Source organism: Bacillus manliponensis (assembly GCF_000712595.1).
GTDB classification, from domain to species: Bacteria; Bacillota; Bacilli; order Bacillales; family Bacillaceae_G; genus Bacillus_A; species Bacillus_A manliponensis.
Window position 1 is genome coordinate 1 of record NZ_JOTN01000008.1, and the last position, 24,591, is coordinate 24,591.

The window sequence follows — 24,591 nt, forward strand, 5'->3', positions numbered from 1 at the left end:
CTAACCCAAGTCAGTATGACTTGGGTTTTTTCGTGTTTTTATATAATGAAGAAAAATATAGCTTCATTGAAGTTTCACTTTATTCTTTTTTTGCCTTTTTACGTGCTTCTTCAATCTCTGAGCGTAATTCCGATTCCGGATAACGATCGATTTTTCCCTCTCCTTCATGTACAACCTGATTAAGGGTGTCTTCCGTTTGTTCTTCAACAATTAAAATAACACCAGTTTTTCCAGGCTTAATGGATTTTAATGCACGCTCAAAAACAGAATAAGCATGAGTGATTTCTTTTTTGTCACGAAACACACCGATTGTTGACCCAATAAGTCCCCCTAATAATACACCAAAAGGTCCCCCTAGCATGCCAACGAACATGCCAACTAAACCGCCTCTATTCGTTTTATCAGCTCCAGTTATGTCTAAGAAATCTTCTACTGACAATTCTCCATCAATTTTTCGTTTAATAACTGCAATTTGTTCTACTTTCAGGCGATGCTCCAAGTGATATTTTTTAATAATAGAGAATGCTTTGTATGACTGTGTATCCTCATTAAAAGTAAGTACAGCGACTTGTTTTGTCATCTATAAAACCTGCCTTTTCCATAAGTATCATTATATTCTTTGTGTATTTCATAAAAATCATGTATGAATAATAATTGTTATTAGGCGTATATTTCATTTTATATAGCATATTTATGCTTCTTTATTGAATAAAACCGAACGTTTTGCTTTCTGTAATAAAAAACATTCGATAATTTATTGACACCAATTATGAAATATTGTTAATATAGCCATAGAAACAATATTATATCGCACCTCATATAATCGCGGGGATATGGCCTGCAAGTCTCTACCTAACGACCGTTATTCGTTAGACTATGAGGGGAAGTCACTCGGTATTTTCTATTCTCATAGGATACGTATGCCTGAGTAGAGCGCTTCTCTTCATAGGAAAGAGAAATGTTCTATTTCAGGCTTTTTTATTTGAATCGGGGGGATTCTAAGTATGAAACCATTAGTTGGAGTCATTATGGGAAGCACGTCAGACTGGGAAACAATGAAATATGCTTGTGACATCTTAGATGAATTACATGTTCCGTATGAGAAGAAAGTTGTATCCGCTCATCGGACTCCGGATTATATGTTTGAATATGCAGAGACAGCTCGTGAGCGTGGTTTGAAAGTTATTATTGCTGGAGCAGGTGGAGCCGCTCATTTACCAGGAATGGTTGCTGCAAAGACGAATCTTCCTGTTATTGGGGTGCCTGTTCAATCGAAAGCATTAAACGGTCTAGATTCTTTACTATCGATTGTTCAAATGCCAGGTGGTGTACCAGTAGCTACTGTTGCAATTGGAAAGGCAGGAGCAACAAATGCAGGATTACTAGCTGCACAAATACTTGGATCATTTCATGATGATATACATGATGTATTAGAACTGAGAAGAGAAGCAATTGAGAAAAACGTGCGAGAAGGTAGTGAACTGCAATGAGTAAAACAATCTTACCTGGACAAACAATTGGTATTATTGGCGGTGGTCAGCTCGGCAGAATGATGGCTATTACAGCAAAGGAAATGGGCTATAAAATTGCTGTATTAGACCCAACAAAACATTCACCATGTGCACAAGTTGCTGATATGGAAATCGTTGCAAACTACGATGATTTTAAAGCGATTCAGTTTTTAGCTGAAGTAAGTGACGTTGTGACATATGAGTTTGAAAATATTGATTATCGCTGCTTACAATGGCTTGAAAAAAATGCGTATTTACCACAAGGTAGCCAGATACTATATACGACGCAAAATCGTTTTACAGAGAAAAAATCAATTGGTGAAGCTGGATTACCAGTAGCACCGTACTTACTTGTTCGAACAGAAGAAGAACTTATGCAAGCTGTTCATCTTCTCTCATTCCCTTCGGTGTTAAAGACAACAACAGGAGGATATGATGGGAAGGGGCAAGTCGTTTTAAGAAGTGAAGCTGATTTTGAAAGAGCGCTCCAGCTTGTTAACATGACGGAATGTATTTTAGAAAAATGGATTCCATTCGAAAAAGAAGTTTCCGTCATTGTAACTCGCAGTGTAAGTGGTGAAACGAAAGTATTTCCAGTAGCTGAAAATATTCATGTAAATAACATTTTACATCAATCAATTGTGCCAGCGCGTATGACAGAGGAGCTTTCCGAGAGAGCAATCCAATATGCGAAGTCATTAGCTGATACATTCCAGTTAGTTGGAACGTTAGCGGTAGAGATGTTTGTAACGGCCGATGAGGAGATTTTCATTAACGAGCTAGCACCAAGACCACATAACTCCGGTCATTATACAATGAACGCTTGTGAAACGAGTCAATTTGCTCAGCATATAAGAGCAATCTGCAATATACCTCTTGGTGAAACAACTTTGTTAAAACCAGTTGTCATGGTGAACATTTTAGGCGAACATATAGAAGGGGTCCTAAACAAAGTGAATAGATTAACCGGGTGTCATCTACATCTATATGGCAAAGAAGAAGCGAAGCAACAGCGTAAGATGGGGCATGTTAATATTTTAAGCCAGGATGTAAATACTGCTTTACAGAAAGCAGATGAGCTACACATTTGGGACTATCAAGAACAACTGTTGGAGGGAAAAAGATGATTAGTCGTTACACACGCCCTGAAATGGGTGCGATTTGGACGGAAGAAAACAAATTTAAAGCTTGGTTAGAAGTTGAAATTTTAGCATGTGAAGCATGGGCTGAGCTTGGAGATATTCCAAAAGAAGATGTGAAGAAAATTCGTGAACGTGCATCTTTCGATATTGATCGTATTTATGAAATTGAAAAAGAAACACGTCATGACGTTGTAGCATTCACTCGCGCTGTATCTGAGACAGAAGCGTTAGGCGAAGAGCGTAAATGGATTCATTACGGTTTAACATCTACAGATGTAGTAGACACGGCGTTGTCTTACATTTTAAAGCAAGCGAATGAAATTTTACTAAAAGATTTAGAGAACTTCATCGAAATCTTAGCAAATAAGGCGAAAGAACATAAATACACAGTAATGATGGGAAGAACGCACGGTGTTCATGCTGAGCCAACAACATTTGGTTTAAAGCTTGGTCTTTGGTATGAAGAAATGAAACGTAACTTAGAGCGTTTCAAACATGCAGCAGACACAGTACGTGTTGGAAAACTTTCTGGTGCGGTTGGTACATACGCAAACATTAATCCGTTCGTAGAAAAGTATGTTTGTGAAAACTTAGGCTTAGAAGCAGCACCAATTTCAACGCAAACTCTTCAACGTGACCGTCATGCACATTACATGTCTACATTGGCATTAATCGCAACGTCAATTGAAAAAATAGCAGTTGAAATTCGTGGCTTACAAAAGAGTGAAACACGTGAAGTAGAAGAGTTCTTTGCGAAAGGACAAAAAGGATCTTCTGCAATGCCTCATAAGCGTAACCCAATTGGCTCTGAGAACATGACAGGTATGGCTCGTTTAATTCGTGGTTACATGTTAACAGCTTATGAAAATGTTCCATTATGGCATGAGCGTGATATCTCTCACTCTTCAGCAGAGCGCGTTATTTTACCAGACGCAACAATCGCATTAAATTACATGTTAAACCGCTTCAGTAATATCGTGAAAAACTTAACGGTATTCCCAGAAAACATGAAGCGTAACATGGCAAGAACATACGGCTTAATTTACTCTCAGCGCGTAATGCTTACGTTAATTGATAAAGGTATGGTACGTGAAGAAGCTTATGATATCGTACAGCCAAAAGCGATGGAAGCTTGGGAGACACAAGTACAGTTTAAAGAACTTGTTGAAGCTGACGAGCGTATTACAAATAAGTTAACGCAAGAAGAAATTAATGAATGCTTCAACTACGAGCATCATTTACAACATGTTGATACAATCTTCGAGCGTCTTGGGTTGAACTAATTGACCGAAAGTTTCACTTGATAATTCTATATGGCACAGGATGATTGATTCTGTGCCATCTTTTGTAAATAGATAATTCACATTTTTCAAACTACAGGGGGCTTGCGAAATGCAAAAGCTAGAATTGCTGTACGAAGGAAAGGCAAAACGAATTTATTGTACAGAAGCAGCAGATATGGTTTGGGTAGAGTACAAAGATAGTGCTACTGCTTTTAACGGAGAGAAAAAAGCAACGATTACAGGGAAAGGTCGCTTGAATAATGAAATTACGGCTTTGTTATTCAGAAAGTTGCAAGAAGTGGGAATTAAAACTCATTTTGTGGAGAGGATCTCCGAAACAGAGCAAATCGTAAAGAAAGTTAAAATTATCCCACTTGAAGTGGTTGTGCGCAATGTAATTGCAGGAAGTCTTTCTAAACGACTTGGAATGGAAGAGGGAACGAATCTTTCTAAAGCGATTGTAGAGTTTTACTACAAAGATGACGATTTAGGCGATCCACTTGTAACGGAAGACCACATTCGTATATTAAATGTTGCAACGCCAGAGCAAGTAAGCACATTACGTGAAAAGGCCGTGCAAATCAATCAAGTGTTGATTGAGCATTTCGCAAGCTGTCGTGTAAGATTAGTAGATTTTAAACTAGAGTTTGGTGTAACGGAAGAGGGAGAGATTATTCTCGCTGATGAAATCTCACCAGATACATGTCGTCTATGGGATGAGAAGACGAACGAAAAGTTTGATAAAGATGTATTTCGCCGCGGGCTAGGCGATTTAACAGAGGCTTATGAAGAAATTTTAAAACGATTAGGGGGAGCTTCACATGTATAAAGTAAAGGTATATGTAACGTTAAGAGAGAGTGTATTGGATCCACAAGGAACAGCCGTAAAAGGAGCACTTCATAGTCTTTCTTTCACAGAAGTAGAAGATGTTCGCATTGGAAAATATATGGAGTTAACAATTCATGAGTCTGTGAAAGACATTGATGTAGCGGTAAAAGAAATGTGTGAAAAGTTATTAGCAAACGTCGTAATTGAGGATTACACATACGAAGTTGAGGAGGTTGTCGCACAGTGAAATTTGCCGTAATCGTTTTTCCAGGTTCGAACTGTGATGTTGATATGTTCCATGCTATTAAAGATGAGCTTGGTGAAGAAGTAGACTATGTTTGGCATAGCGCAGAAAATTTAGATGAATACGATGCAATTTTATTACCAGGTGGTTTTTCTTACGGTGATTACCTTCGTTGCGGTGCGATTTCACGTTTTGCGAACGTCATGCAAGCTGTGCAGAAGGCGGCAGAAGCGGGTAAACCAATTTTAGGTGTATGTAACGGTTTTCAAATTTTAGTAGAGTCAGGGCTATTACCAGGTGCATTAATTCGAAACAAAAATTTAAAGTTCATGTGTAACACGACTGAACTTCGTGTAGAAAACACGGAAACGATGTTTACATCACAATATGAAAATGGTGCAGTTATCAATATTCCAATCGCACATGGTGAAGGAAACTATTACTGTGATGAAGAGACATTACAAGCATTAGAAAACAAAAATCAAATTGTCTTCCGTTATGTAAATAATCCGAACGGAAGCGTTTCAGATATTGCTGGAATTGTAAATGAACGTGGAAATGTATTAGGTATGATGCCACATCCAGAACGCGCTGTTGATGAATTACTTGGCGGTGCAGATGGTCTAAAAGTCTTTCAATCTATTTTAAAACATTGGAGGGAAACACATGTCGTTACTGCTTGAACCAAATCCAACACAAATTAAAGAAGAACGCATTTATGCAGAAATGGGACTAACAGACGAAGAGTTTGCCATGGTTGAAAAGATTTTAGGTCGTCTCCCAAATTATACAGAAACAGGACTATTCTCTGTTATGTGGTCAGAGCATTGTAGTTACAAAAATTCAAAGCCAGTACTTCGCAAATTCCCAACAACAGGTGAACGTGTATTGCAAGGACCGGGAGAAGGAGCGGGTATTGTAGATATTGGTGATAACCAAGCGGTTGTATTTAAAATGGAAAGTCACAATCACCCATCAGCGATTGAGCCATATCAAGGTGCAGCAACAGGTGTAGGTGGAATCATTCGTGATGTATTCTCAATGGGAGCGCGTCCGGTTGCGCTGTTAAACTCTCTTCGCTTTGGAGAATTACAATCACCACGCGTGAAGTATTTATTTGAGGAAGTTGTTGCAGGAATTGCAGGCTATGGAAACTGCATTGGGATTCCGACGGTTGGTGGTGAAGTGCAATTTGATCCTTGTTATGAAGGAAACCCACTTGTAAATGCAATGTGCGTTGGTTTAATTAATCATGAAGATATTAAAAAAGGGCAAGCGCACGGTGCGGGCAATACAGTTATGTATGTCGGTGCAGCAACAGGACGTGACGGTATTCACGGTGCAACGTTTGCATCTGAAGAGCTATCGGAAGACTCTGATGCAAAACGTCCAGCTGTGCAAGTTGGTGATCCATTTATGGAGAAGTTATTACTAGAAGCTTGTTTAGAGTTAGTAAAGTCTGATGCACTTGTTGGAATTCAAGATATGGGTGCAGCTGGATTAACGTCATCTTCAGCAGAAATGGCAAGTAAAGCTGGCATGGGTATTGAAATGTACTTAGATGATGTACCACAGCGTGAAACAGGTATGACACCATATGAAATGATGCTATCGGAATCACAAGAGCGTATGCTAATTGTTGTGAAAAAAGGTAGAGAACAAGAAATTATCGAACTATTTGAAAAATACGGCCTTGCAGCAGTTATTATGGGAAAAGTAACAGAAGATAAAATGCTTCGTTTATTCCATAAAGGAGAGATGGTTGCAGAAGTGCCAGCAGATGCATTAGCAGAGGAAGCACCTGTTTATCATAAGCCTTCCAAAGAAGCGGCTTACTTTGCGGAGTTCCAGCAAATGAGCGTAGAAGCACCAAAAGTAGAAAACTATAAAGAAACATTACTTTCTTTACTACAACAACCAACGATTGCAAGTAAAGAGTGGGTATATAACCAATATGATTATCAAGTGCGTACAAGTACAGTTGTCACACCAGGATCTGATGCAGCAGTTGTTCGTGTACGTGGTACAGAAAAGGCGTTAGCAATGACGACAGACTGTAACTCTCGCTACATTTACTTAGATCCAGAAACAGGCGGGAAAATTGCGGTGGCAGAAGCTGCTCGTAACATCGTATGTTCTGGTGCAGAACCACTTGCAATTACAGACTGTTTAAACTTCGGTAACCCAGAGAAACCAGAAATCTTCTGGCAAATTGAAAAGTCAGTAGACGGTATGAGTGAAGCTTGCCGTACGTTACATACACCCGTTATTGGTGGAAACGTGTCGATGTACAACGAGCGCAGCGGAGAAGCGGTATATCCAACGCCAACAGTTGGTATGGTTGGACTTGTACACGATGTAAAACATGTAACAACGCAGCAGTTTAAACAAACTGGCGATCTTATTTACATGATTGGTGAAACAAAAGCAGAATTCGGCGGCAGTGAATTACAAAAAATGATTCACGGGAAAATCTTCGGTAAAGCGCCAAGTATTGATTTAGATGCGGAGCTAAAGAGCCAACGTCAATTATTAGAAGCAATTCAAGCAGGACTTGTTCAATCTGCTCATGATGTAGCAGAAGGTGGTTTTGCAGTTGCGCTTGCTGAATGTGCAATTGGAGCGACTGGTTTAGGTGCTGATGTAGCAGTAACAGGAGAAGAAGTAGCAGCTTTATTTGCGGAGTCACAATCACGATTCATTATTACAGTAAAACGTGAGAATAAAGAGGCATTTGAAGAAAAAGTAGCAGCAACTCAAATTGGTGAAGTAACAAATACAAACGAAGTAACGATTCGTAATGATAAAAACGAACTAGTAGTAACAGCAAATGTAGATGAAATGAGAACAGCTTGGAAAGGGGCTATCCCATGCTTGCTGAAATAAAGGGATTACAGGAAGAGTGTGGTGTCTTTGGTATTTGGGGGCATGAAAATGCCGCGCAAGTTACGTATTACGGATTGCATAGTTTGCAGCATCGTGGTCAAGAAGGTGCAGGAATCGTTGTAAATAACGGGGAGAAGTTAGTTGCTCATAAAGGACTTGGATTAATTTCTGAAGTGTTTTCTCGCGGAGAATTAGATGGCTTAAACGGTAGATCAGCAATTGGGCACGTTCGTTATGCAACGGCTGGAGGAGCTGAAGTAGCAAATGTTCAGCCTCTTCTATTCCGCTTTTCTGACCATAGTATGGCACTTGCGCATAATGGTAACTTAATTAATGCGAAAATGCTACGTAAAGAGCTAGAGGCGGAAGGAAGTATTTTTCAAACGAGTTCAGATACAGAGGTTTTGCTTCATTTAATTAAGCGTAATAAAAAAGGTTCATTAATTGAAAGTGTAAAAGATGCATTAAATAAAGTTAAAGGTGCTTTTGCATATCTGTTACTAACGGGAAATGAAATGATTGTTGCATTAGATCCAAATGGTTTCCGTCCTCTTTCTATTGGAAAAATGGGGGATGCATACGTTGTTGCATCTGAAACATGTGCATTTGATGTTGTCGGTGCAACATACATTCGCGATGTAGAGCCTGGTGAATTGCTTATTATTAACGATGAAGGTATACAGGTTGATCGCTTTACAAATGATGTGGAGCACGCAATTTGTAGCATGGAGTATATTTACTTTGCACGCCCAGATTCAAACATTGCTGGAGTAAACGTTCATGCTGCTCGTAAAAATATGGGGAAACGTTTAGCAGCAGAAGCAACAGTGGAAGCAGATGTTGTAACAGGAGTACCAGACTCTAGTATTTCAGCAGCAATTGGCTATGCGGAAGCAACGGGTATTCCATATGAGCTTGGTTTAATTAAAAATCGTTACGTTGGGCGTACATTCATTCAACCTTCTCAAGAATTACGCGAGCAAGGGGTAAAAATGAAGCTTTCAGCAGTGCGTGGTGTTGTTGAAGGAAAACGTGTCGTTATGATTGATGATTCAATTGTACGCGGTACAACAAGTAAGCGAATTGTTCGCATGCTAAGAGAGGCGGGAGCGACAGAGGTTCATGTAAGAATTGCATCTCCACCTCTTAAATATCCATGTTTTTATGGAATCGACATTCAAACGAGAAAAGAACTAATTGCAGCAAATCATTCAATAGAAGAAATTCGTCAAATTATTGGTGCGGATTCTTTAACGTTTTTAAGTGAAGATGGTTTAATTGATGCAATTGGACGTCCATATGAAGGGAAATATGGTGGCTTATGTATGGCATACTTCAACGGCGATTATCCAACAGCTCTTTATGATTATGAGCAAGAGTTACTCGCTAGTATGAAGTAAGAGAACGAGGGTGCTTTTAGGGGAATTCATATAAAAGATAGCTTCTGCAATTTCGATTGTAGAAGCTCATTTTTCTAATAAATAAAAGGCTGATTAGGGCGGAGACATTCTTTCCGTATAAAAAGACGAGGTGTATGAAATAATGGCGAATGCATACAAGCAAGCAGGGGTAGATATTGAAGCTGGATACGAAGCGGTACATCGAATGAAGAAACATGTACAAACAACGATGAGAAAAGAAGTGTTAGGTGGCCTAGGTGGCTTTGGTGGCATGTTTGATATTTCAAAGTTTCAATTGGAAGAGCCAGTATTAGTATCTGGAACAGACGGTGTAGGAACAAAATTAATGCTCGCTTTTATGATGGATAAACACGATACAATCGGGATCGATGCAGTTGCGATGTGCGTAAATGATATTGTTGTCCAAGGAGCAGAACCTTTATTTTTCCTTGACTATATTGCTTGTGGAAAAGCAGAACCTAGTAAAATCGAAAATATCGTCAAAGGTATATCAGAAGGATGTCGTCAAGCTGGCTGTGCATTAGTTGGTGGTGAAACAGCGGAAATGCCTGGCATGTACAGCGTGGAAGAATACGATTTAGCTGGTTTTACAGTTGGAATTGTAGACAAAAAGAAAATTGTTACAGGTGAATCGATTCAAGCTGGTCACGTTCTGATTGGTCTTGCTTCTAGCGGTATTCATAGTAACGGTTACTCTCTTGTTCGTAAAGTATTAATAGAAGATGGTCAACTTTCATTAGAGCGTATTTACGGTCGTTTAGAACTACCACTTGGTGAAGAGTTACTAAAGCCAACAAAAATTTATGTCAAACCTATTTTAGAACTATTGAAAAAGCATGAAGTGTATGGCATGGCACATATTACAGGGGGCGGTTTTATTGAAAATATCCCTCGTATGCTACCAGATGACATTGGTGCAGAAATTGAACTAGGTTCTTGGATAGTTCATCCGATTTTTAGTCTAATTCAAGAGACTGGAAATATTGAGTCGGAAGAAATGTTCAATATTTTTAACATGGGTATTGGTATGGTAGTAGCTGTGAAAGAAGAAGATGCAAAAGCTATTATAGGGTTACTAAAAGCACAAGGGGAGAAAGCGTATATTATCGGGAAAACAGTAGAAGGAACAGGAGTTACATTTACTGGAGGAACAGCAAAATGAGTAGATTAGCAGTTTTCGCTTCAGGAAGTGGCTCTAATTTTCAAGCATTTATTAATGCGGTAGAAGCTAGAAGTTTAGATGCAGAAATTAGCTTGCTAGTATGTGATCAACCCGAAGCACGTGCTGTTGGGAGAGCACATTATCATCATGTACCATGTTTTGCTTTTTCAACAAAAGATTATGGTACGAAAGCGGAATTTGAAAGCAAAATTTTAGCGAAGTTGAAAGAGTACGAGATTGATTATGTAATTTTAGCAGGTTATATGAGGCTCATTGGTCCAACGTTATTACAAGCGTATGAAGGAAGAATTATTAACATCCATCCGTCACTTTTACCTAGCTTCCCAGGTAAAGATGCTGTTGGCCAAGCGTTAGAAGCTGGTGTGAAAGTGACAGGCGTAACGGTTCACTATGTTGATGCGGGAATGGACACAGGTCCAATTATTGCGCAAGAGGCTGTTACGATAAGTGAAGATGACACAAGGGAAAGTTTACAAAAGAAAATTCAAAGCGTAGAACATAGAGTGTATGTAAATACGGTGAGAGAGCTTATAAAGTTAAACGAAAACAGCCACTCTCTATAGGTTTAGAGAGTGTCATGCCGTGTGTAACAACGATTAATACTTAACTTTCAAAAAAGCAACATAGATTGATATCGTATAACTGGGGGAAGAATCGATGAAAAAGCGTGCATTAGTTAGTGTTTCAAATAAAGAAGGCGTTGTAGAGTTTGTAAAAGAGTTACTTGAGCAAGGTGTGGAAGTTATTTCGACAGGTGGTACGAAAAAATTACTAGAAGAAAATGGCCTACAAGTGATCGGTATTTCTGAAGTAACAGGATTTCCAGAAATTATGGATGGTCGTGTGAAAACATTACACCCAAATATTCATGGTGGCTTACTTGCTGTACGCGATAATGAAACGCATATGGCACAGATGAACGAATTAAACATTCAGCCAATTGACTTTGTCGTTGTAAATTTATATCCATTTAAAGAAACAATTGCAAAGCCAGATGTAACATTTACAGATGCGATTGAAAACATCGATATTGGTGGCCCAACAATGATTCGCTCTGCAGCGAAAAACCATGAGTTTGTAACAGTTATCGTTGATCCAGCAGACTATTCTGTTGTATTAGAAGAGCTAAAAGCAAACGGGGAAACATCAAAAGAAACGAAACGTAAGCTAGCAGCAAAAGTATTCCGTCATACAGCAGCATACGATGCGTTAATCTCAAATTACTTAACGGAGCAAACGGGAGAAGAAAGCCCAGAATCGTTAACGGTAACTTTTGAGAAGAAACAAGATTTACGTTACGGCGAAAATCCACATCAAAAAGCGACGTTTTATAAAGCACCATTTGCCGCGGCTTCATCTGTTGCTTATGCAAAACAATTACACGGAAAAGAGCTATCTTACAACAATATTAATGATGCAGATGCAGCGCTTAGCATCGTGAAGGAATTTACGGAGCCAGCGGTTGTAGCAGTTAAGCATATGAATCCATGTGGCGTTGGAGTTGGCACAGATATTCATGAAGCGTATACACGTGCTTATGAAGCAGATCCAGTGTCAATCTTTGGCGGTATTATCGCTGCAAATCGTGAAATTGATAAAGCGACAGCAGAAAAATTACATGAAGTGTTCTTAGAAATTGTTATCGCACCATCATTCTCAGCAGAAGCGCTAGAAGTATTGCAAAGTAAGAAAAACTTACGTCTATTGACAGTAGACATTGCAAAAGAAGATGTAGCAAGTAAGCAGTTAACATCTGTACAAGGTGGCTTACTTCTCCAAGAAGAAGATACGCTTTCTTTAAATGAAGAATCAGTTACAATTCCAACGAAACGCGAGCCAACAGAACAAGAGTGGAACGACTTGAAATTGGCATGGAAAGTTGTAAAACATGTAAAATCAAACGCAATTGTATTGGCGAAAGATAACATGACAATTGGAGTTGGTGCAGGGCAAATGAACCGCGTTGGCTCAGCAAAAATTGCGATTACACAAGCAGCTGAAAAAGCAAATGGAAGCGCGCTTGCATCCGATGCATTCTTCCCGATGCCAGATACGGTAGAAGAAGCGGCAAAAGCAGGTATTACAGCAATTATTCAACCAGGCGGATCCATCCGTGATGAAGATTCTATTAAAAAAGCAGATGAGTTTGGAATTGCGATGGTATTCACAGGGGTACGTCATTTCAAACACTAATAGAGATTGTTCAAAAGAAAGGTAGCTGTCGCTATCTTTCTTTTGAATACTAACAAATAGAACGGAAAATGGAGGATGAAAGATGAACGTTTTAGTAATTGGACGCGGTGGTCGTGAGCATGCGTTAGCGTGGAAGTTTGCACAGTCAGAGCAAGTAGAAACAGTATATGTTGCTCCTGGTAATGATGGGATGAAAGACGTTGCAACGTTAGTCGAAATTGATGAAAATGACTTTGATGCACTAATTCAGTTTGTAAAAGAAAATCAGATTGCTCTAACATTTGTTGGCCCAGAAATTCCGCTTATGAATGGCATTGTAGACCGTTTTGAAGAAGAAGGTCTTCGTATTTTTGGTCCAAATAAAGCGGCGGCGGTAATTGAAGGAAGTAAAGCTTTTACGAAAGAACTTATGAAAAAGTATGATATTCCAACAGCGGCGTATGATACATTTACAAATTATGAAGCAGCAGCAGCTTATATTCAAAAAGTAGGTGCTCCAATTGTTATTAAGGCAGATGGCTTAGCAGCTGGTAAAGGTGTAACAGTAGCAATGACGTTAGAGGAAGCATTGCAAGCTGCAAAAGAAATGCTAGAAGATGCAAAGTTTGGTGAAGCAAGTAAAAAAGTTGTTATTGAAGAGTTTTTAGAAGGGCAAGAATTTTCTCTAATGGCATTTGTGAAAGATACGAAAGTGTATCCAATGGTGATTGCTCAAGATCATAAGCGCGCATTCGACGGAGATCAAGGTCCAAATACAGGCGGTATGGGAGCATATTCTCCAGTACCACAAATTTCACAGTCGGCGGTAGAGAGAGCCATTGAAACAGTACTATATCCAACAGCGGAAGCAATGAAACAAGAAGGACGTTCCTTTACTGGTATTTTATATGCAGGGCTCATTTTAACAAACGATGGTCCAAAAGTCATTGAGTTTAATGCTCGCTTTGGTGATCCAGAAACAGAAGTAGTATTACCTCGATTACAAAGTGACTTAGTTGATGTATGTAACGACTTATTAGATGAAAAAGAATTAACATTACACTGGTCTGAAGAAGCGGTTATTGGTGTTGTTCTTGCTTCAAAAGGATATCCAGAAGCGTATGAAAAAGGTGCGGTTATCCGTGGATTAGATGAGCTACAAGACGTAATCATTTTCCATGCAGGCACAGCTGTAAAAGATGGAGAGTTCGTTACAAATGGCGGTCGTGTACTGTTTGTTGCTTGTAAGGAAAAAGATTTACAAACAGCGCAGGAAAAGGTATATGCAGAAATAGTGAAAATTGAGAGTGATGGTTTATTTTATAGAAGTGATATTGGTTACCGGGCAATTGTGAAGGTAGAGTATTAAAAAATGTCCAAAAGTAGTGGGATTGCTACTTTTGGACATTTTTTTGTGAAAAACAGGTTTTTTGTCATTAAACTAGAATATGGAATTTGGAAACAATTACATTTTCGAATTAAGGAGAGACAAAAAATGAACGTTCAAACAGAAATTTGTCGTATGCTTCATATACAATATCCAATTATTCAAGCGGGGATGGCAGGAGGGCCGACTACGGTAGATTTAGTTGCTTCTGTTTCTGAGGCAGGTGCTTTAGGTACGCTAGGGGCGGCTTATATGAAACCGAATGATATTCGTAAAGCTGTGCGCGATATTCGAGCAAGAACGAGTAAGCCGTTTGCGGTAAATCTATTTTGCACGAACATGGACGATAATGTGGAAGGATTGCAAGAAGTAGAGCACATATTAAATAATATGCGAACAGCGCTAAAGATTGAGAAAAGTGAAGCGGAAGTAAAAACACCGCAGTTATTTGAGGAGCAATTTCAAGTTCTTTTAGATGAAGAAGTGCAAGTTATAAGTACAGCGTTTGGTGTACTGCCTGAAGTTGCGATGAAAAAAGCAAAAGAGAAAGGCATCACAGTTATGACGATGGTGACGACTGTAAATGAAGCGATACTAGCTGAAAGAAGTGGCGCAGATATTATTGTTGCACAAGGAAGTGATGCAGGAGGACACCGTAGTACATTTGACATAAATGGATTTCCAAACGGTGCAAATATCGGGACGTTTTCATTAGTTCCACAAGTGGTAGATAGTGTAAGTGTACCAGTAATTGCAGCAGGTGGTGTTATGGATGGAAGAGGGCTTACGGCAGCACTTGCACTCGGAGCAAAAGGTGTACAGATGGGAACAGCTTTTTTACCGACAATTGAATCGGGCGCACATCCTGCTTATAAAGAAGCGCTTCTAAATAGTACAGAAGAAAGTACGGTCATCACAAAAAGTTTCTCAGGTCGCCCAGCAAGAGGTATTAAAAATACGTTTATAAAGGAATTTGAGAAATCAGGTATTCAGCCGTTAGCATTCCCAACACAAAATACAGTGACAGGTGACATTCGAAAAGAAGCAGCAAAGCAAAACAATCCAGAATATATGTCGCTTTGGGCGGGACAAGGCACGCGGTTATTACAAGGGAAAATAGGAGTGAAAGAAATCATCGAAAGAGTTATAGAGGAAGCGAAAGTCCTTGTATAAAGAAAAAGAGAACGAGTCTAATGTTACTACTCGTTCTCTTTTTTTAGTTTTCCTTTTTGCTTTGCCATTTCACGAAGTAAATATTCGATATGGGCGTTTACACTTCTAAATTCATCGTTTGCCCATTTTTCTATCACTGCATGTAATTCTGGATCAATGCGGAGTGGAAAGCTTTTCTTTTTCGCCATGATTACCGACAACCTTTAATATAGACTTCCCGTATTGATGACTGGCTGAGCGCCTTTGTCTGACACAATAGCAACTAATAAGTTATTGACCATATTTGCTTTACGCTCGTCATCTAAATCCAGTATACCGTCTTCATCTAGTTGTTGCACAGATGCTTTTGCCATTTGGACAGCGCCTTCTACAATTTCCTTTCGCGCTGCTAAAATAGCTTTTGCTTGTTGGCGCTGTAGCATTGCATGTGCGATTTCTGTTGCGTAAGCTAAGTGTGTTAAGCGTGTTTCAAGTACTTCCACTCCAGCGATTTCTAAGCGAACTTCTAACTCGCGTTTTAATTCTTCAGAGATTTCTTCAGCATTTCCACGCAGTGTAATGCAAGTATCATCTTGGAAATTGTCATATGGGTATTTCGTTGCGACGTGGCGAATTGCCGTTTCGCTTTGAATTTCAACAAATCGATCATAGTTTTCAACACCGAAGATTGCTTTTGCGGAATCCACAACTTTATATACAATAACAGCTGCAATTTCAATTGGATTACCTTCTACATCGTTTACTTTTAACTTTTTACTATTAAAGTTTTCTACGCGAAGGGATACTGTTTGACGGAATGTTAAAGGAACTGTTAAATATAACCCGTTTTCACGGATTGTCCCTAAATATTTACCGAAAAATGTAACAACTTTTGCTTGGTTCGGCTGAACAATGCCAATGCCAGTTGCCATCACCAAAGTGAGAATAAATAAAGGAATAGCAACTACAAATAACTTTTGTATAAGAAAGAATGCGCCAATTCCTGCTAGTGCTAAAACACCAAGTAAACCAAGAAAGCCATTCATATAAAATACTTGTTTTTCTTTCATCTTATCTCCTCCTTTGATATAAATATGATATCACTTTTATATCAAAAAAGACAATAGGTAAATAACCATCTTCATACATTTTTTCTCTGTAGATAAAAAGAAATCCACACTCATTTTCTATTTTTTGTTTTAAAACGCAGTATGTGGCGAAAAAGGCGTGGCTGTTAAATTGGCTTGATGGTCTTTTCGAACTTAAATGGGTAGAGGACAAGTTGTTTTTACGGTGTTATAGTAGGTCTTTAATTTTTTATAATTAAATCAGGATCAGATAGACTCATTTTTTCCTTTTTGTTTTAAACGTAGCATGTGGCGAAAAAATGCCCTGACCGTTACTGCACAAGGCGTGATGCTCTCTTCGAACCGAAAAAGAAAAAGTTTTTTCTTTTTTAAAACAAGAACATAAGTTCTGTATTGTGGTAAAATAAAAGAAGACTTAACTACCCACTGCAGTAGCTAAGTCTCTTTTGAGAGCATCTTACATTGTGACAAATGATTCAAAGCACGTCTGTCATGAGAGCTTTTTCAATCTCTGACTCGATAGCTTTATCAGAAGCGTCATAACTTCCTTTCGTGGTCGCCTCGTCGTGTTTGGAAGTTTGTTTCGCTTCGTCTGTATTAGAATGTCCTTCTTTCATGAAATCCATGCTAGGCATTTTCATATCAGACATATTCATAAAATTCATGTATTTACTAATTTTAAATACTTCTACAATTGGGCAGAAGCGGATGATTCCTTCTGCGATTTTCATTGCACCAATCCATAGCATAATTTGTGACCAAGTACACCATGGTTTGCGGACAAGTTTAGCGGTGGAGCAGCCAAATAAAACAAACCCGATTGTAATTCGGATAAGGGCATTTACAGTACCGATGTTTTGTTTCATCAAAAGAACGCACTCCTTTTTTTTATTAACTTGAAAATAGAATGTTCTATTTCAAACCTTATTGTTTCACTCCTATTTTTAACGTATACAATCCAACATTTGTCGATAAAAAAGATGTCGTTTGTAATGTGGGTTCGCACACTGTTTTTTGTTATAATGAAAGAATGCAAAAAAACGATCAGATAAAAGAAAGGGTGTTTTCATGTACGATATTTCACAGTGGAAACATGTATTCAAGCTTGATCCAACGAAGGAATTAAGCGATGAGCATTTAGAAATGATTTGTGAATCAGGAACGGACGCCGTTATTGTTGGTGGAAGTGCTGATGTTGCAATTGATGATGTATTACATATGCTAGTAAGCATTCGTAGATATATGGTCCCTTGTGTGTTAGAAGTTTCGACGGCTGAGACGATGACACCAGGGTTTGATTTTTACTATATCCCAAGCGTTTTAAATAGTAACAAAGCAGAGTATATTACAGGATTACAATACGATGTAATGAAAGAGTTTGGGGATATTATGAACTGGGATGAAATTTTCATGCAAGGCAGCTGTGTATTAACTCCAGATTCAAGTGTAGAGGAAAGCTGTAACTTATTGGAAGGTGATATCATTGCGTATGCTCGTATGGCGGACAGGCTCATGCAGTTTCCAATTTTCTCTTTAGAGGGAGCATCTGAAAACGCAGAACTTATTAAGAAGGTAAAAGAAGAATTACAACAAGCGATGCTACATTGCACCGTTATAAATAAACAGCAAGCACAGGCAATCGCTGAATATGCTGACACAGTTGTTGTGAGTGATTTAGTGTATAACGATATAAAGGCAGCTTTACAAACAGTGAAAGCTGTGAAAGGAGCGTAGGTGGCGAAAATCATGAATATTGCAGAGAAATTGTTAACAGGTTTAAACCCACAGCAACAAGCGGCGGTAAAGGCAACGGATGGTCCACTTTTACTGATGGCAGGTGCAGGGAGTGGTAAGACTCGTGTGTTAACACACCGCATTGCGTATCTGTTAGGTGAAAAGGGCGTAAATCCATGGAACATTTTAGCGATTACGTTTACAAATAAAGCTGCACGTGAAATGCGTGAGCGTATTGATAAGCTTGTTGGGCCAGAAGCAGAAGATATTTGGATTTCAACATTCCATTCAATGTGTGTCCGTATTTTAAGGCGTGACATTGATCGCATTGGCATTAATCGTAACTTTACAATTTTAGATGCGAGTGATCAATTAACAGTTGTGAAAAAGATTTTAAAAGAGCGCAATATTGATCCGAAGAAATTTGACCCTCGCGCCATTTTAGCTGGCATTAGTAACGCGAAAAACGAACTATTATCTCCTGAAAAATACACGAAGGAAATTTCAATTGCAGATCCATATGAAAAGATGATTAGTGATGTCTATACGGAATATCAGAAACGTCTATTGAAGAATAACTCGCTTGACTTTGATGACTTAATTATGACGACAATTCATCTATTTGAACGTGTGCCAGAAGTGCTTGAGTTTTACCAAAGAAAATTTCAATACATTCATGTCGATGAGTATCAGGATACGAACAAAGCACAATACATTTTAGTTAATAAATTAGCAGCACGTTTTAAAAACCTTTGCGTTGTTGGTGATTCGGATCAGTCCATTTATCGTTGGCGTGGGGCGGATATTACCAACATTCTGTCATTTGAAAAAGATTATGACAATGCACAAGTAATTTTGCTCGAGCAAAATTATCGCTCAACAAAAAATATTTTACAGGCAGCAAATGCAGTTATTGAAAATAATCATAATCGTAGACCAAAGAAGCTATGGACGGATAATATGGCTGGAAATAAAATTTCATATTACCGCGCGGCAACCGAGAAGGATGAAGCGTATTTCATTGCCAAGAAGATTCGTGATGATGTTGCAAGCGGTGCTCGTAATTATACGGACTTTGCTGTGTTATATAGAACGAATGCACAATCACGTATGGTCGAGGAGATTTTCTTGAAATCTAACATTCCATACAAAATTGTTGGCGGCATTAAGTTCTACGACCGTAAAGAGATTAAAGATATTTTGGCGTACTTGCGTTTAATTGCAAATCCAGATGATGAAATTAGTTTCGCACGTATTATTAACGTACCAAAGCGCGGCGTCGGGGCGACATCCATTGATAAAATCATTAACTACGGTGTGCAAAATGGATTACCATTAACGGCTGTGTTAGATGAAATTGAACATGTTGGTGTGAGTGCTAAAATTGCAAAAACAGTAAAAGAATTTGCTGATCAACTTCACAACTGGGTTAATATGCAAGAGTACTTATCGGTAACGGAACTCGTAGAAGAGGTAATTGAAAAAACAGGTTACCGCGATATGCTGAAAAACGAGCGTTCTTTAGAAGCCGAAGGACGTTTAGAAAACTTAGACGAGTTTTTATCTGTTACACAAACGTTTGAATCGCAAAGTGAAGATAAGAGCCTTGTTGCATTTTTAACAGATTTAGCGTTAGTAGCAGACATTGACCGCGTGGATGAAGATCCAACTGCTGGTGAAGAAGTCATTTTAATGACGATGCATTCAGCAAAAGGATTGGAGTTCCCAGTCGTATTTATTGCAGGGCTTGAAGAAGGAATCTTCCCACATACTCGTTCACTTATGGAAGAAGATGAGATGGAGGAAGAACGTCGTTTAGCCTACGTTGGGGTTACGCGAGCTGAAGAAGAGTTGTACTTAACAAATGCGCAAATGCGTACGATCTTTGGTAGAACGAGTATGAATGCAGAGTCTCGCTTTATTGCTGAGATTCCAGCAGATTTAGTAGAGATTCTTCATGAAACGGCACCAAAGCGTGAAACATTTAGTAGAACAAATCGCACAGCAGCAAGGACAACTGTGACGACGCGTTCTCGTTCTTCTGTTGTACAGCCTACAATGAAGACAACAGGCGGTGAACAAATCGGTTGGGCAGTTGGAGATAAAGCATCCCATCAAAAATGGGGAGTTGGAACGGTTGTTAGTGTGAAGGGTGAAGGCGATGCAAAAGAATTAGATATCGCATTCCCTAGCCCGGTTGGTATTAAACGCTTATTGGCAAAATTTGCGCCAGTAACGAAAGTGTAAGAAAGGAATGAGACTATGTCAGTAGAAGAAGCGAAAAAGCGCATCGACGAGCTTCGTGACATTTTAAATAAATTAAATTATGAGTACCACGTGTTAGATAATCCATCTGTATCTGATGCTGAGTATGATCGTTATATGCAGGAGTTAATAAAGCTAGAGGTGGAACATCCACAGTTTATGTCAGAAGACTCTCCTTCCATTCGTGTAGGAGGAGAGGTCCTTGATATTTTTGAGAAAGTAACGCATAAATCAGCGATGTTAAGCTTAGGAAATGCATTTAATGAAGGTGATTTACGCGATTTCGACAGAAGAGTACGTCAAGGAATTGATGAGACGAATGTAAGATATGTATGCGAATTAAAAATTGACGGACTTGCGGTTTCCCTTCATTATGAAAAGGGACGCTTCGTTCAAGGGGCAACGCGTGGAGATGGCGTAATTGGAGAGGATATTACGCAAAACTTAAAAACGATCAAAGCAATCCCACTTCGTTTAACAGAAGAAGTGACGTTAGAAGCACGTGGTGAAGCATATATGCCGAAGCGCTCTTTCGTGAAGTTAAACGAAGAGAAGGAACAAAAGGGAGAAATACTATTTGCAAACCCGCGTAATGCGGCTGCTGGATCACTTCGCCAACTTGATCCGAAAATTGCAGCCTCGCGTAATTTATCCATGTTCGTATATGGGCTTACAAACTTAGAGGACAAGACGGTTTCTTCTCATAGCGAATCATTAAATATGCTAGGTGAATTTGGCTTTAAAACGAATCCTCATCGACGCGTTTGTGAAACAATTGACGACGTTATTTCATATGTACAAGAATGGCAAGAAAAACGTCCAAGCCTAGATTATGAAATTGATGGCATTGTAATTAAAGTTGATGATATGTCATTGCAAGCGAATTTAGGAACGACAGCAAAAAGTCCGCGCTGGGCAATTGCTTATAAATTCCCAGCTGAGGAAGTTGTGACAAAGCTAACTGGGATTGAGCTAAGTGTTGGACGGACAGGTGTTGTAACACCAACAGCAGAACTTGAGCCAGTGCGCGTTGCAGGGACGATTGTTCGCCGAGCTTCGTTACATAACGAAGACTTAATTCGTGAAAAAGATATTCGCATTGGTGATCACGTTGTTGTGAAAAAAGCTGGCGATATTATTCCAGAAGTCGTAAATGTATTATTTGAGAAGCGTACAGGTGAAGAAGAAGAGTTCCGTATGCCAACGCATTGTCCGGCATGTGACAGTGAACTTGTTCGTCTAGAAGGAGAGGTAGCTCTTCGCTGTATCAATCCAGTGTGTTCCGCACAAATTCGCGAAGGACTCGTTCATTTCGTATCACGTAATGCGATGAATATTGATGGATTAGGCGAGCGTGTCATTACACAATTATTTGAAGCGGATTACATCCGTACATTTGCTGATTTATATACGCTTACGAAGGAGCAATTGTTACAGTTAGAGCGATTTGGTGAAAAGTCAGCTTCTAACTTAGTGCAGGCGATTGAAGCATCAAAAGAAAATTCGCTTGAAAAATTATTGTTTGGACTTGGTATTCGTCACGTTGGTGCAAAGGCTGCACGTACGTTAGCAGAGCACTTTGAAACGATGGATAATATTAAGGAAGCAACAGAAGCAGAATTGACGGCTATTAATGAAATTGGTGAAAAAATGGCACAGTCAATTGTGGCATATTTTAATAATGAAGATGTGCAGCATTTAATCACACAGTTTAAAGAATACGGTGTGAACATGATATATAAAGGCATGAAACGTGCAGATTTTGAAAACGTAGAATCGTACTTTGCTGGTAAAACAATAGTCCTTACTGGAAAGCTAGAAGTGATGGGACGAAGTGAAGCGAAGAAGAAGATTGAAGCGCTTGGCGGGAAAGTAACGGGTAGCGTGAGTAAAAGTACAGATTTAGTAATTGCCGGTGAGGCAGCTGGATCTAAATTAGCACAAGCAGAGAAACATAATGTTGAAGTTTGGAACGAAGAGAGATTCTTACAAGAACTGAACAAGTAAGAGGTGCAAATTTACGATGAAAAAAATAGCACTAATTGTGTTAAGCCTTGGGCTGTTTATTAGTGGATGTAGTATAGGCAGCGACGAAGAAAAGGATAACAAGAAATCAAATGGACAAACAGTACTTTCAACGTACTCGATTTCAGAGAACCATTATAAAACGGGAACCTCGTTTGAGGCCGGAGCAGCACGTGGATTAGTTAATAGATTAAATACTCGCTTAGATATTGATGAGTTTGAGACGGGGCTTATGCGTATTGCAACTGAATCTTTTAGCACAGAGGATTATTATTTTCAAAGTGGTTCATTTTTAGACAAAGATACAATTAACATGCTTGTAAAAAGAAAACGTGTTGAAGAAGAGGTATCTGAAGAGAAAGGCGACAAGAAAAAAGATAAAACTAAGCCGCCAAATATTGGACTGAATCCACCTTTACCAGAGGGTCCTCCAGAAACGCTAGAGAAGCGCAATGCAAAAGCGCCACTATATTTAGCAAATATTTTAGAACACAATTATTACGTAGCAAAGGACAATAATGAAAAGGAGCTTGGCGGCGTTGTAATTGGACTTGCCATGAATTCTGTTCATTATTATGAAGAGCAGCATGGTTATCCGCGTGAAGTGCAAATTTCTGATGAAGTATTGTTAAAACAAGGTAAGGAAATGGCACAAAAAATCTTACCGATTTTACAAGAGAAAGATCCGCAATTACGTGATGTTCCAATTGTGTTTGCGATTTATCGTCAAGAAGGAAAAGGTTCACTTGTACCAGGCTCGTTTTTAGCTTATACACAAGTAGATAAAGGTGATGGCCAAGTAGAAGATTGGAAGCACATAGACGAAGAATATTATTTATTCCCTTCAGCAGAAGCAGACGAAGCATACCGTGAGGATGCAACAATTGTAAAAAACTTTAATGCAAAATTAGCGGATTATTTTAAAGATGATTACACTGCAGTAATTGGTAAAGGCTTTTATCAAGATGGACAGTTGAAAGAAATGAAGCTGGAGATTCCTGTGAAATTTAGTGGGAAGTCTGATATTATTGCTTTCACACAATTTGTAGGTGGGAATGTGATGCACTATTTCCCTAACTATGTGAAAGTACAAGTAACGATTAAATCCATCAATCGTCCAGAAGCGATTATTATTCGTGATGTGAAACAAGATGAACCATTGATGAAAATTTTAAATTAAAACGAAAGCTGTTCCTTATTTTTAAAGGTGGTTAATAATGTTGAAGAAAGTAACCTCATTTTTTATATGTTTAAGCATCATCTTAAGTGGATGTAGTGGGAATTTCGGTAAAAAACAAGAAGAAGTTGTTCAAGAGCATGACGAAAAAGAAAAGAAAATTATTTCTAAATATGCAATTTCAGATGAGTATTACCGAACGATTATTCCGTTAAAAGAGCAAAAGATTATTGGTGAAATTAATGAGGCCACAGGCTCTAAGCTAGACCTTAATGCCTTTGAAATGGGTTTAATGGATATTGCAAAGGACACGTTTAATACGAAAGACCATTTTCTTCAAAGGAGTGAATATCTCCCGCAAAAGAAAATAGAGGACCTATTGTTACAGCAAGGTGTGATTTCCAATGTTATTGAGCATGATTATTTTAAAAGAGAAGAAAGGTCAGATAATTTAACACTTGGTGGTGTTGTAATTGGTTTAAGTATAACGGCTAACTATTCTCATGAAGATGCAATGAACGACGGGAAAGAAGTGGCAAGTCAAATATTAAAGGTCCTTCGTGAAAAGGAAGAAACGGCAAGTGTTCCAGTTGTATTTGCCCTTTTCAAGCAAGAAACACAAACTTCTTTACAGACAGGTTCGTTCATCGGAAGTATGATGATAGAAGAGGGGCAGCAGACGATAGGAGAATGGGGTACGACAAGTAAACAATCGTTTAACTATCCATCTCCAGAGTTCGAAGGAGATGCAGCCTATAGTAAAGATGTAGAAATGCTTCAAAAATTTACGGAGGAAGTAAAGAAGTTTAATAAAGATTACATTCCAGTAAATGGTGAGGTTTTTTATGAAAACGGTCAGTTAGATCATATTAATTTGAATGTAAGGGTACAATTTTATGGGAAGTCTGAAGTTATTGCGTTATCTCAAGTTGTAACGCAACACGTGTTAGAGATATTCCCAAAGGAAATTAGTGTACAAGTTAATGTGAATTCGGAACAAAAGCAAGAGGCTGTTATTATGAAAGAAAAAAATGCAGAAAAACCATTTGTTCATTTTCTAGATTAAAAGTCGGTGAGAGCCGGCTTTTTTTA

Annotated in this window: 22 protein-coding genes and 1 riboswitch; of the genes, 18 read left to right on the forward strand and 4 right to left on the reverse strand. The window is 38.7% G+C overall.

The genetic code is table 11. The features are described from left to right. Window positions 1–79: 79 nt before the first annotated feature. On the reverse strand, window positions 80–580 hold the full coding sequence (locus tag BAMA_RS10910; RefSeq protein ID WP_034638972.1) for a DUF1269 domain-containing protein: 501 nt from the start codon (window positions 578–580) through the stop codon (window positions 80–82). A gap of 215 nt (window positions 581–795) precedes the next feature. Further along, window positions 796–897, forward strand: a riboswitch (purine riboswitch). Window positions 898–1,004: 107 nt separating this feature from the next. Here BAMA_RS10910 and purE point away from each other — a divergent pair. From purE to BAMA_RS10975, 13 genes are all read left to right on the forward strand, one after another. Next, window positions 1,005–1,490: a 5-(carboxyamino)imidazole ribonucleotide mutase gene (purE, locus tag BAMA_RS10915; RefSeq protein WP_034638973.1), complete on the forward strand. Its 486-nt coding sequence runs from the start codon at window positions 1,005–1,007 to the stop codon at window positions 1,488–1,490. After that, a complete protein-coding gene (purK, locus tag BAMA_RS10920) occupies window positions 1,487–2,638 on the forward strand; it encodes a 5-(carboxyamino)imidazole ribonucleotide synthase (protein ID WP_034638975.1) in 1,152 nt (383 codons plus the stop codon). The genes purE and purK overlap by 4 nt, the downstream gene beginning before the upstream one ends. Beyond that, window positions 2,635–3,936, forward strand: a complete 1,302-nt coding sequence (gene purB, locus BAMA_RS10925; RefSeq protein WP_034638978.1) for an adenylosuccinate lyase — start codon at window positions 2,635–2,637, stop codon at window positions 3,934–3,936. Before purK ends, purB begins: the two co-directional genes overlap by 4 nt. A gap of 109 nt (window positions 3,937–4,045) precedes the next feature. After that, window positions 4,046–4,765, forward strand: a complete 720-nt coding sequence (gene purC, locus BAMA_RS10930) for a phosphoribosylaminoimidazolesuccinocarboxamide synthase (protein ID WP_034638980.1) — start codon at window positions 4,046–4,048, stop codon at window positions 4,763–4,765. Beyond that, window positions 4,758–5,012, forward strand: coding sequence for a phosphoribosylformylglycinamidine synthase subunit PurS (gene purS / locus BAMA_RS10935; protein ID WP_034638982.1), 255 nt, complete (start codon window positions 4,758–4,760; stop codon window positions 5,010–5,012). Before purC ends, purS begins: the two co-directional genes overlap by 8 nt. Then, window positions 5,009–5,692, forward strand: a complete 684-nt coding sequence (purQ, locus tag BAMA_RS10940) for a phosphoribosylformylglycinamidine synthase subunit PurQ (RefSeq protein WP_034638984.1) — start codon at window positions 5,009–5,011, stop codon at window positions 5,690–5,692. Before purS ends, purQ begins: the two co-directional genes overlap by 4 nt. Further along, entirely contained in the window at window positions 5,676–7,895 is a 2,220-nt protein-coding gene (purL, locus tag BAMA_RS10945) for a phosphoribosylformylglycinamidine synthase subunit PurL (protein ID WP_034638986.1), read from the forward strand. Before purQ ends, purL begins: the two co-directional genes overlap by 17 nt. Continuing rightward, window positions 7,880–9,295, forward strand: a complete 1,416-nt coding sequence (gene purF, locus BAMA_RS10950) for an amidophosphoribosyltransferase (protein WP_034638988.1) — start codon at window positions 7,880–7,882, stop codon at window positions 9,293–9,295. Before purL ends, purF begins: the two co-directional genes overlap by 16 nt. A gap of 142 nt (window positions 9,296–9,437) precedes the next feature. Next, window positions 9,438–10,478 carry a phosphoribosylformylglycinamidine cyclo-ligase gene (gene purM, locus BAMA_RS10955; protein WP_034638989.1) on the forward strand — a complete coding sequence of 347 codons (1,041 nt, stop codon included), beginning with the start codon at window positions 9,438–9,440 and terminating at the stop codon, window positions 10,476–10,478. Continuing rightward, on the forward strand, window positions 10,475–11,062 hold the full coding sequence (purN, locus tag BAMA_RS10960) for a phosphoribosylglycinamide formyltransferase (RefSeq protein ID WP_034638990.1): 588 nt from the start codon (window positions 10,475–10,477) through the stop codon (window positions 11,060–11,062). Before purM ends, purN begins: the two co-directional genes overlap by 4 nt. 94 nt (window positions 11,063–11,156) lie before the next feature. After that, window positions 11,157–12,692, forward strand: a complete 1,536-nt coding sequence (gene purH, locus BAMA_RS10965) for a bifunctional phosphoribosylaminoimidazolecarboxamide formyltransferase/IMP cyclohydrolase (protein ID WP_034638991.1) — start codon at window positions 11,157–11,159, stop codon at window positions 12,690–12,692. A gap of 82 nt (window positions 12,693–12,774) precedes the next feature. Then, entirely contained in the window at window positions 12,775–14,040 is a 1,266-nt protein-coding gene (gene purD, locus BAMA_RS10970; protein WP_034638992.1) for a phosphoribosylamine--glycine ligase, read from the forward strand. A gap of 126 nt (window positions 14,041–14,166) precedes the next feature. Then, the gene (locus BAMA_RS10975) at window positions 14,167–15,231 is read left to right on the forward strand and encodes an NAD(P)H-dependent flavin oxidoreductase (RefSeq protein ID WP_034638994.1); all 1,065 of its coding nucleotides are present in this window, start codon (window positions 14,167–14,169) and stop codon (window positions 15,229–15,231) included. Between the two features lie 26 nt (window positions 15,232–15,257). Here BAMA_RS10975 and BAMA_RS23985 read toward each other — a convergent pair whose 3' ends face one another. The 3 genes from BAMA_RS23985 to BAMA_RS10990 form a co-directional block, all read right to left on the reverse strand. After that, complete coding sequence (locus BAMA_RS23985; RefSeq protein ID WP_034638995.1) at window positions 15,258–15,419, reverse strand: type II toxin-antitoxin system antitoxin; 162 nt, start codon at window positions 15,417–15,419, stop codon at window positions 15,258–15,260. A 15-nt stretch (window positions 15,420–15,434) separates the two neighbouring features. Then, window positions 15,435–16,280 (reverse strand): SPFH domain-containing protein, encoded by an 846-nt coding sequence (locus tag BAMA_RS10985; protein ID WP_034638996.1) that lies wholly within the window; start codon window positions 16,278–16,280, stop codon window positions 15,435–15,437. 494 nt (window positions 16,281–16,774) lie between these two features. Next, window positions 16,775–17,164: a YgaP family membrane protein gene (locus BAMA_RS10990; RefSeq protein WP_034638998.1), complete on the reverse strand. Its 390-nt coding sequence runs from the start codon at window positions 17,162–17,164 to the stop codon at window positions 16,775–16,777. A 202-nt stretch (window positions 17,165–17,366) separates the two neighbouring features. On the opposite strand from BAMA_RS10990, the gene pcrB reads away from it, so the two are divergent. Genes pcrB through BAMA_RS11015 form a run of 5 tightly spaced genes read left to right on the forward strand, consistent with a single transcriptional unit; the run spans window position 17,367 to window position 24,565 of the window. Then, window positions 17,367–18,032 carry a heptaprenylglyceryl phosphate synthase gene (gene pcrB, locus BAMA_RS10995; RefSeq protein ID WP_034638999.1) on the forward strand — a complete coding sequence of 222 codons (666 nt, stop codon included), beginning with the start codon at window positions 17,367–17,369 and terminating at the stop codon, window positions 18,030–18,032. A gap of 12 nt (window positions 18,033–18,044) precedes the next feature. Beyond that, window positions 18,045–20,279 (forward strand): DNA helicase PcrA, encoded by a 2,235-nt coding sequence (gene pcrA, locus BAMA_RS11000; protein WP_034639001.1) that lies wholly within the window; start codon window positions 18,045–18,047, stop codon window positions 20,277–20,279. Between the two features lie 15 nt (window positions 20,280–20,294). Further along, window positions 20,295–22,304 (forward strand): NAD-dependent DNA ligase LigA, encoded by a 2,010-nt coding sequence (ligA, locus tag BAMA_RS11005; RefSeq protein WP_034639003.1) that lies wholly within the window; start codon window positions 20,295–20,297, stop codon window positions 22,302–22,304. Window positions 22,305–22,320: 16 nt separating this feature from the next. Further along, a complete protein-coding gene (locus tag BAMA_RS11010; RefSeq protein ID WP_034639005.1) occupies window positions 22,321–23,502 on the forward strand; it encodes a CamS family sex pheromone protein in 1,182 nt (393 codons plus the stop codon). A 37-nt stretch (window positions 23,503–23,539) separates the two neighbouring features. After that, window positions 23,540–24,565, forward strand: a complete 1,026-nt coding sequence (locus BAMA_RS11015; protein WP_051758924.1) for a CamS family sex pheromone protein — start codon at window positions 23,540–23,542, stop codon at window positions 24,563–24,565. Window positions 24,566–24,591 lie beyond the last annotated feature (26 nt).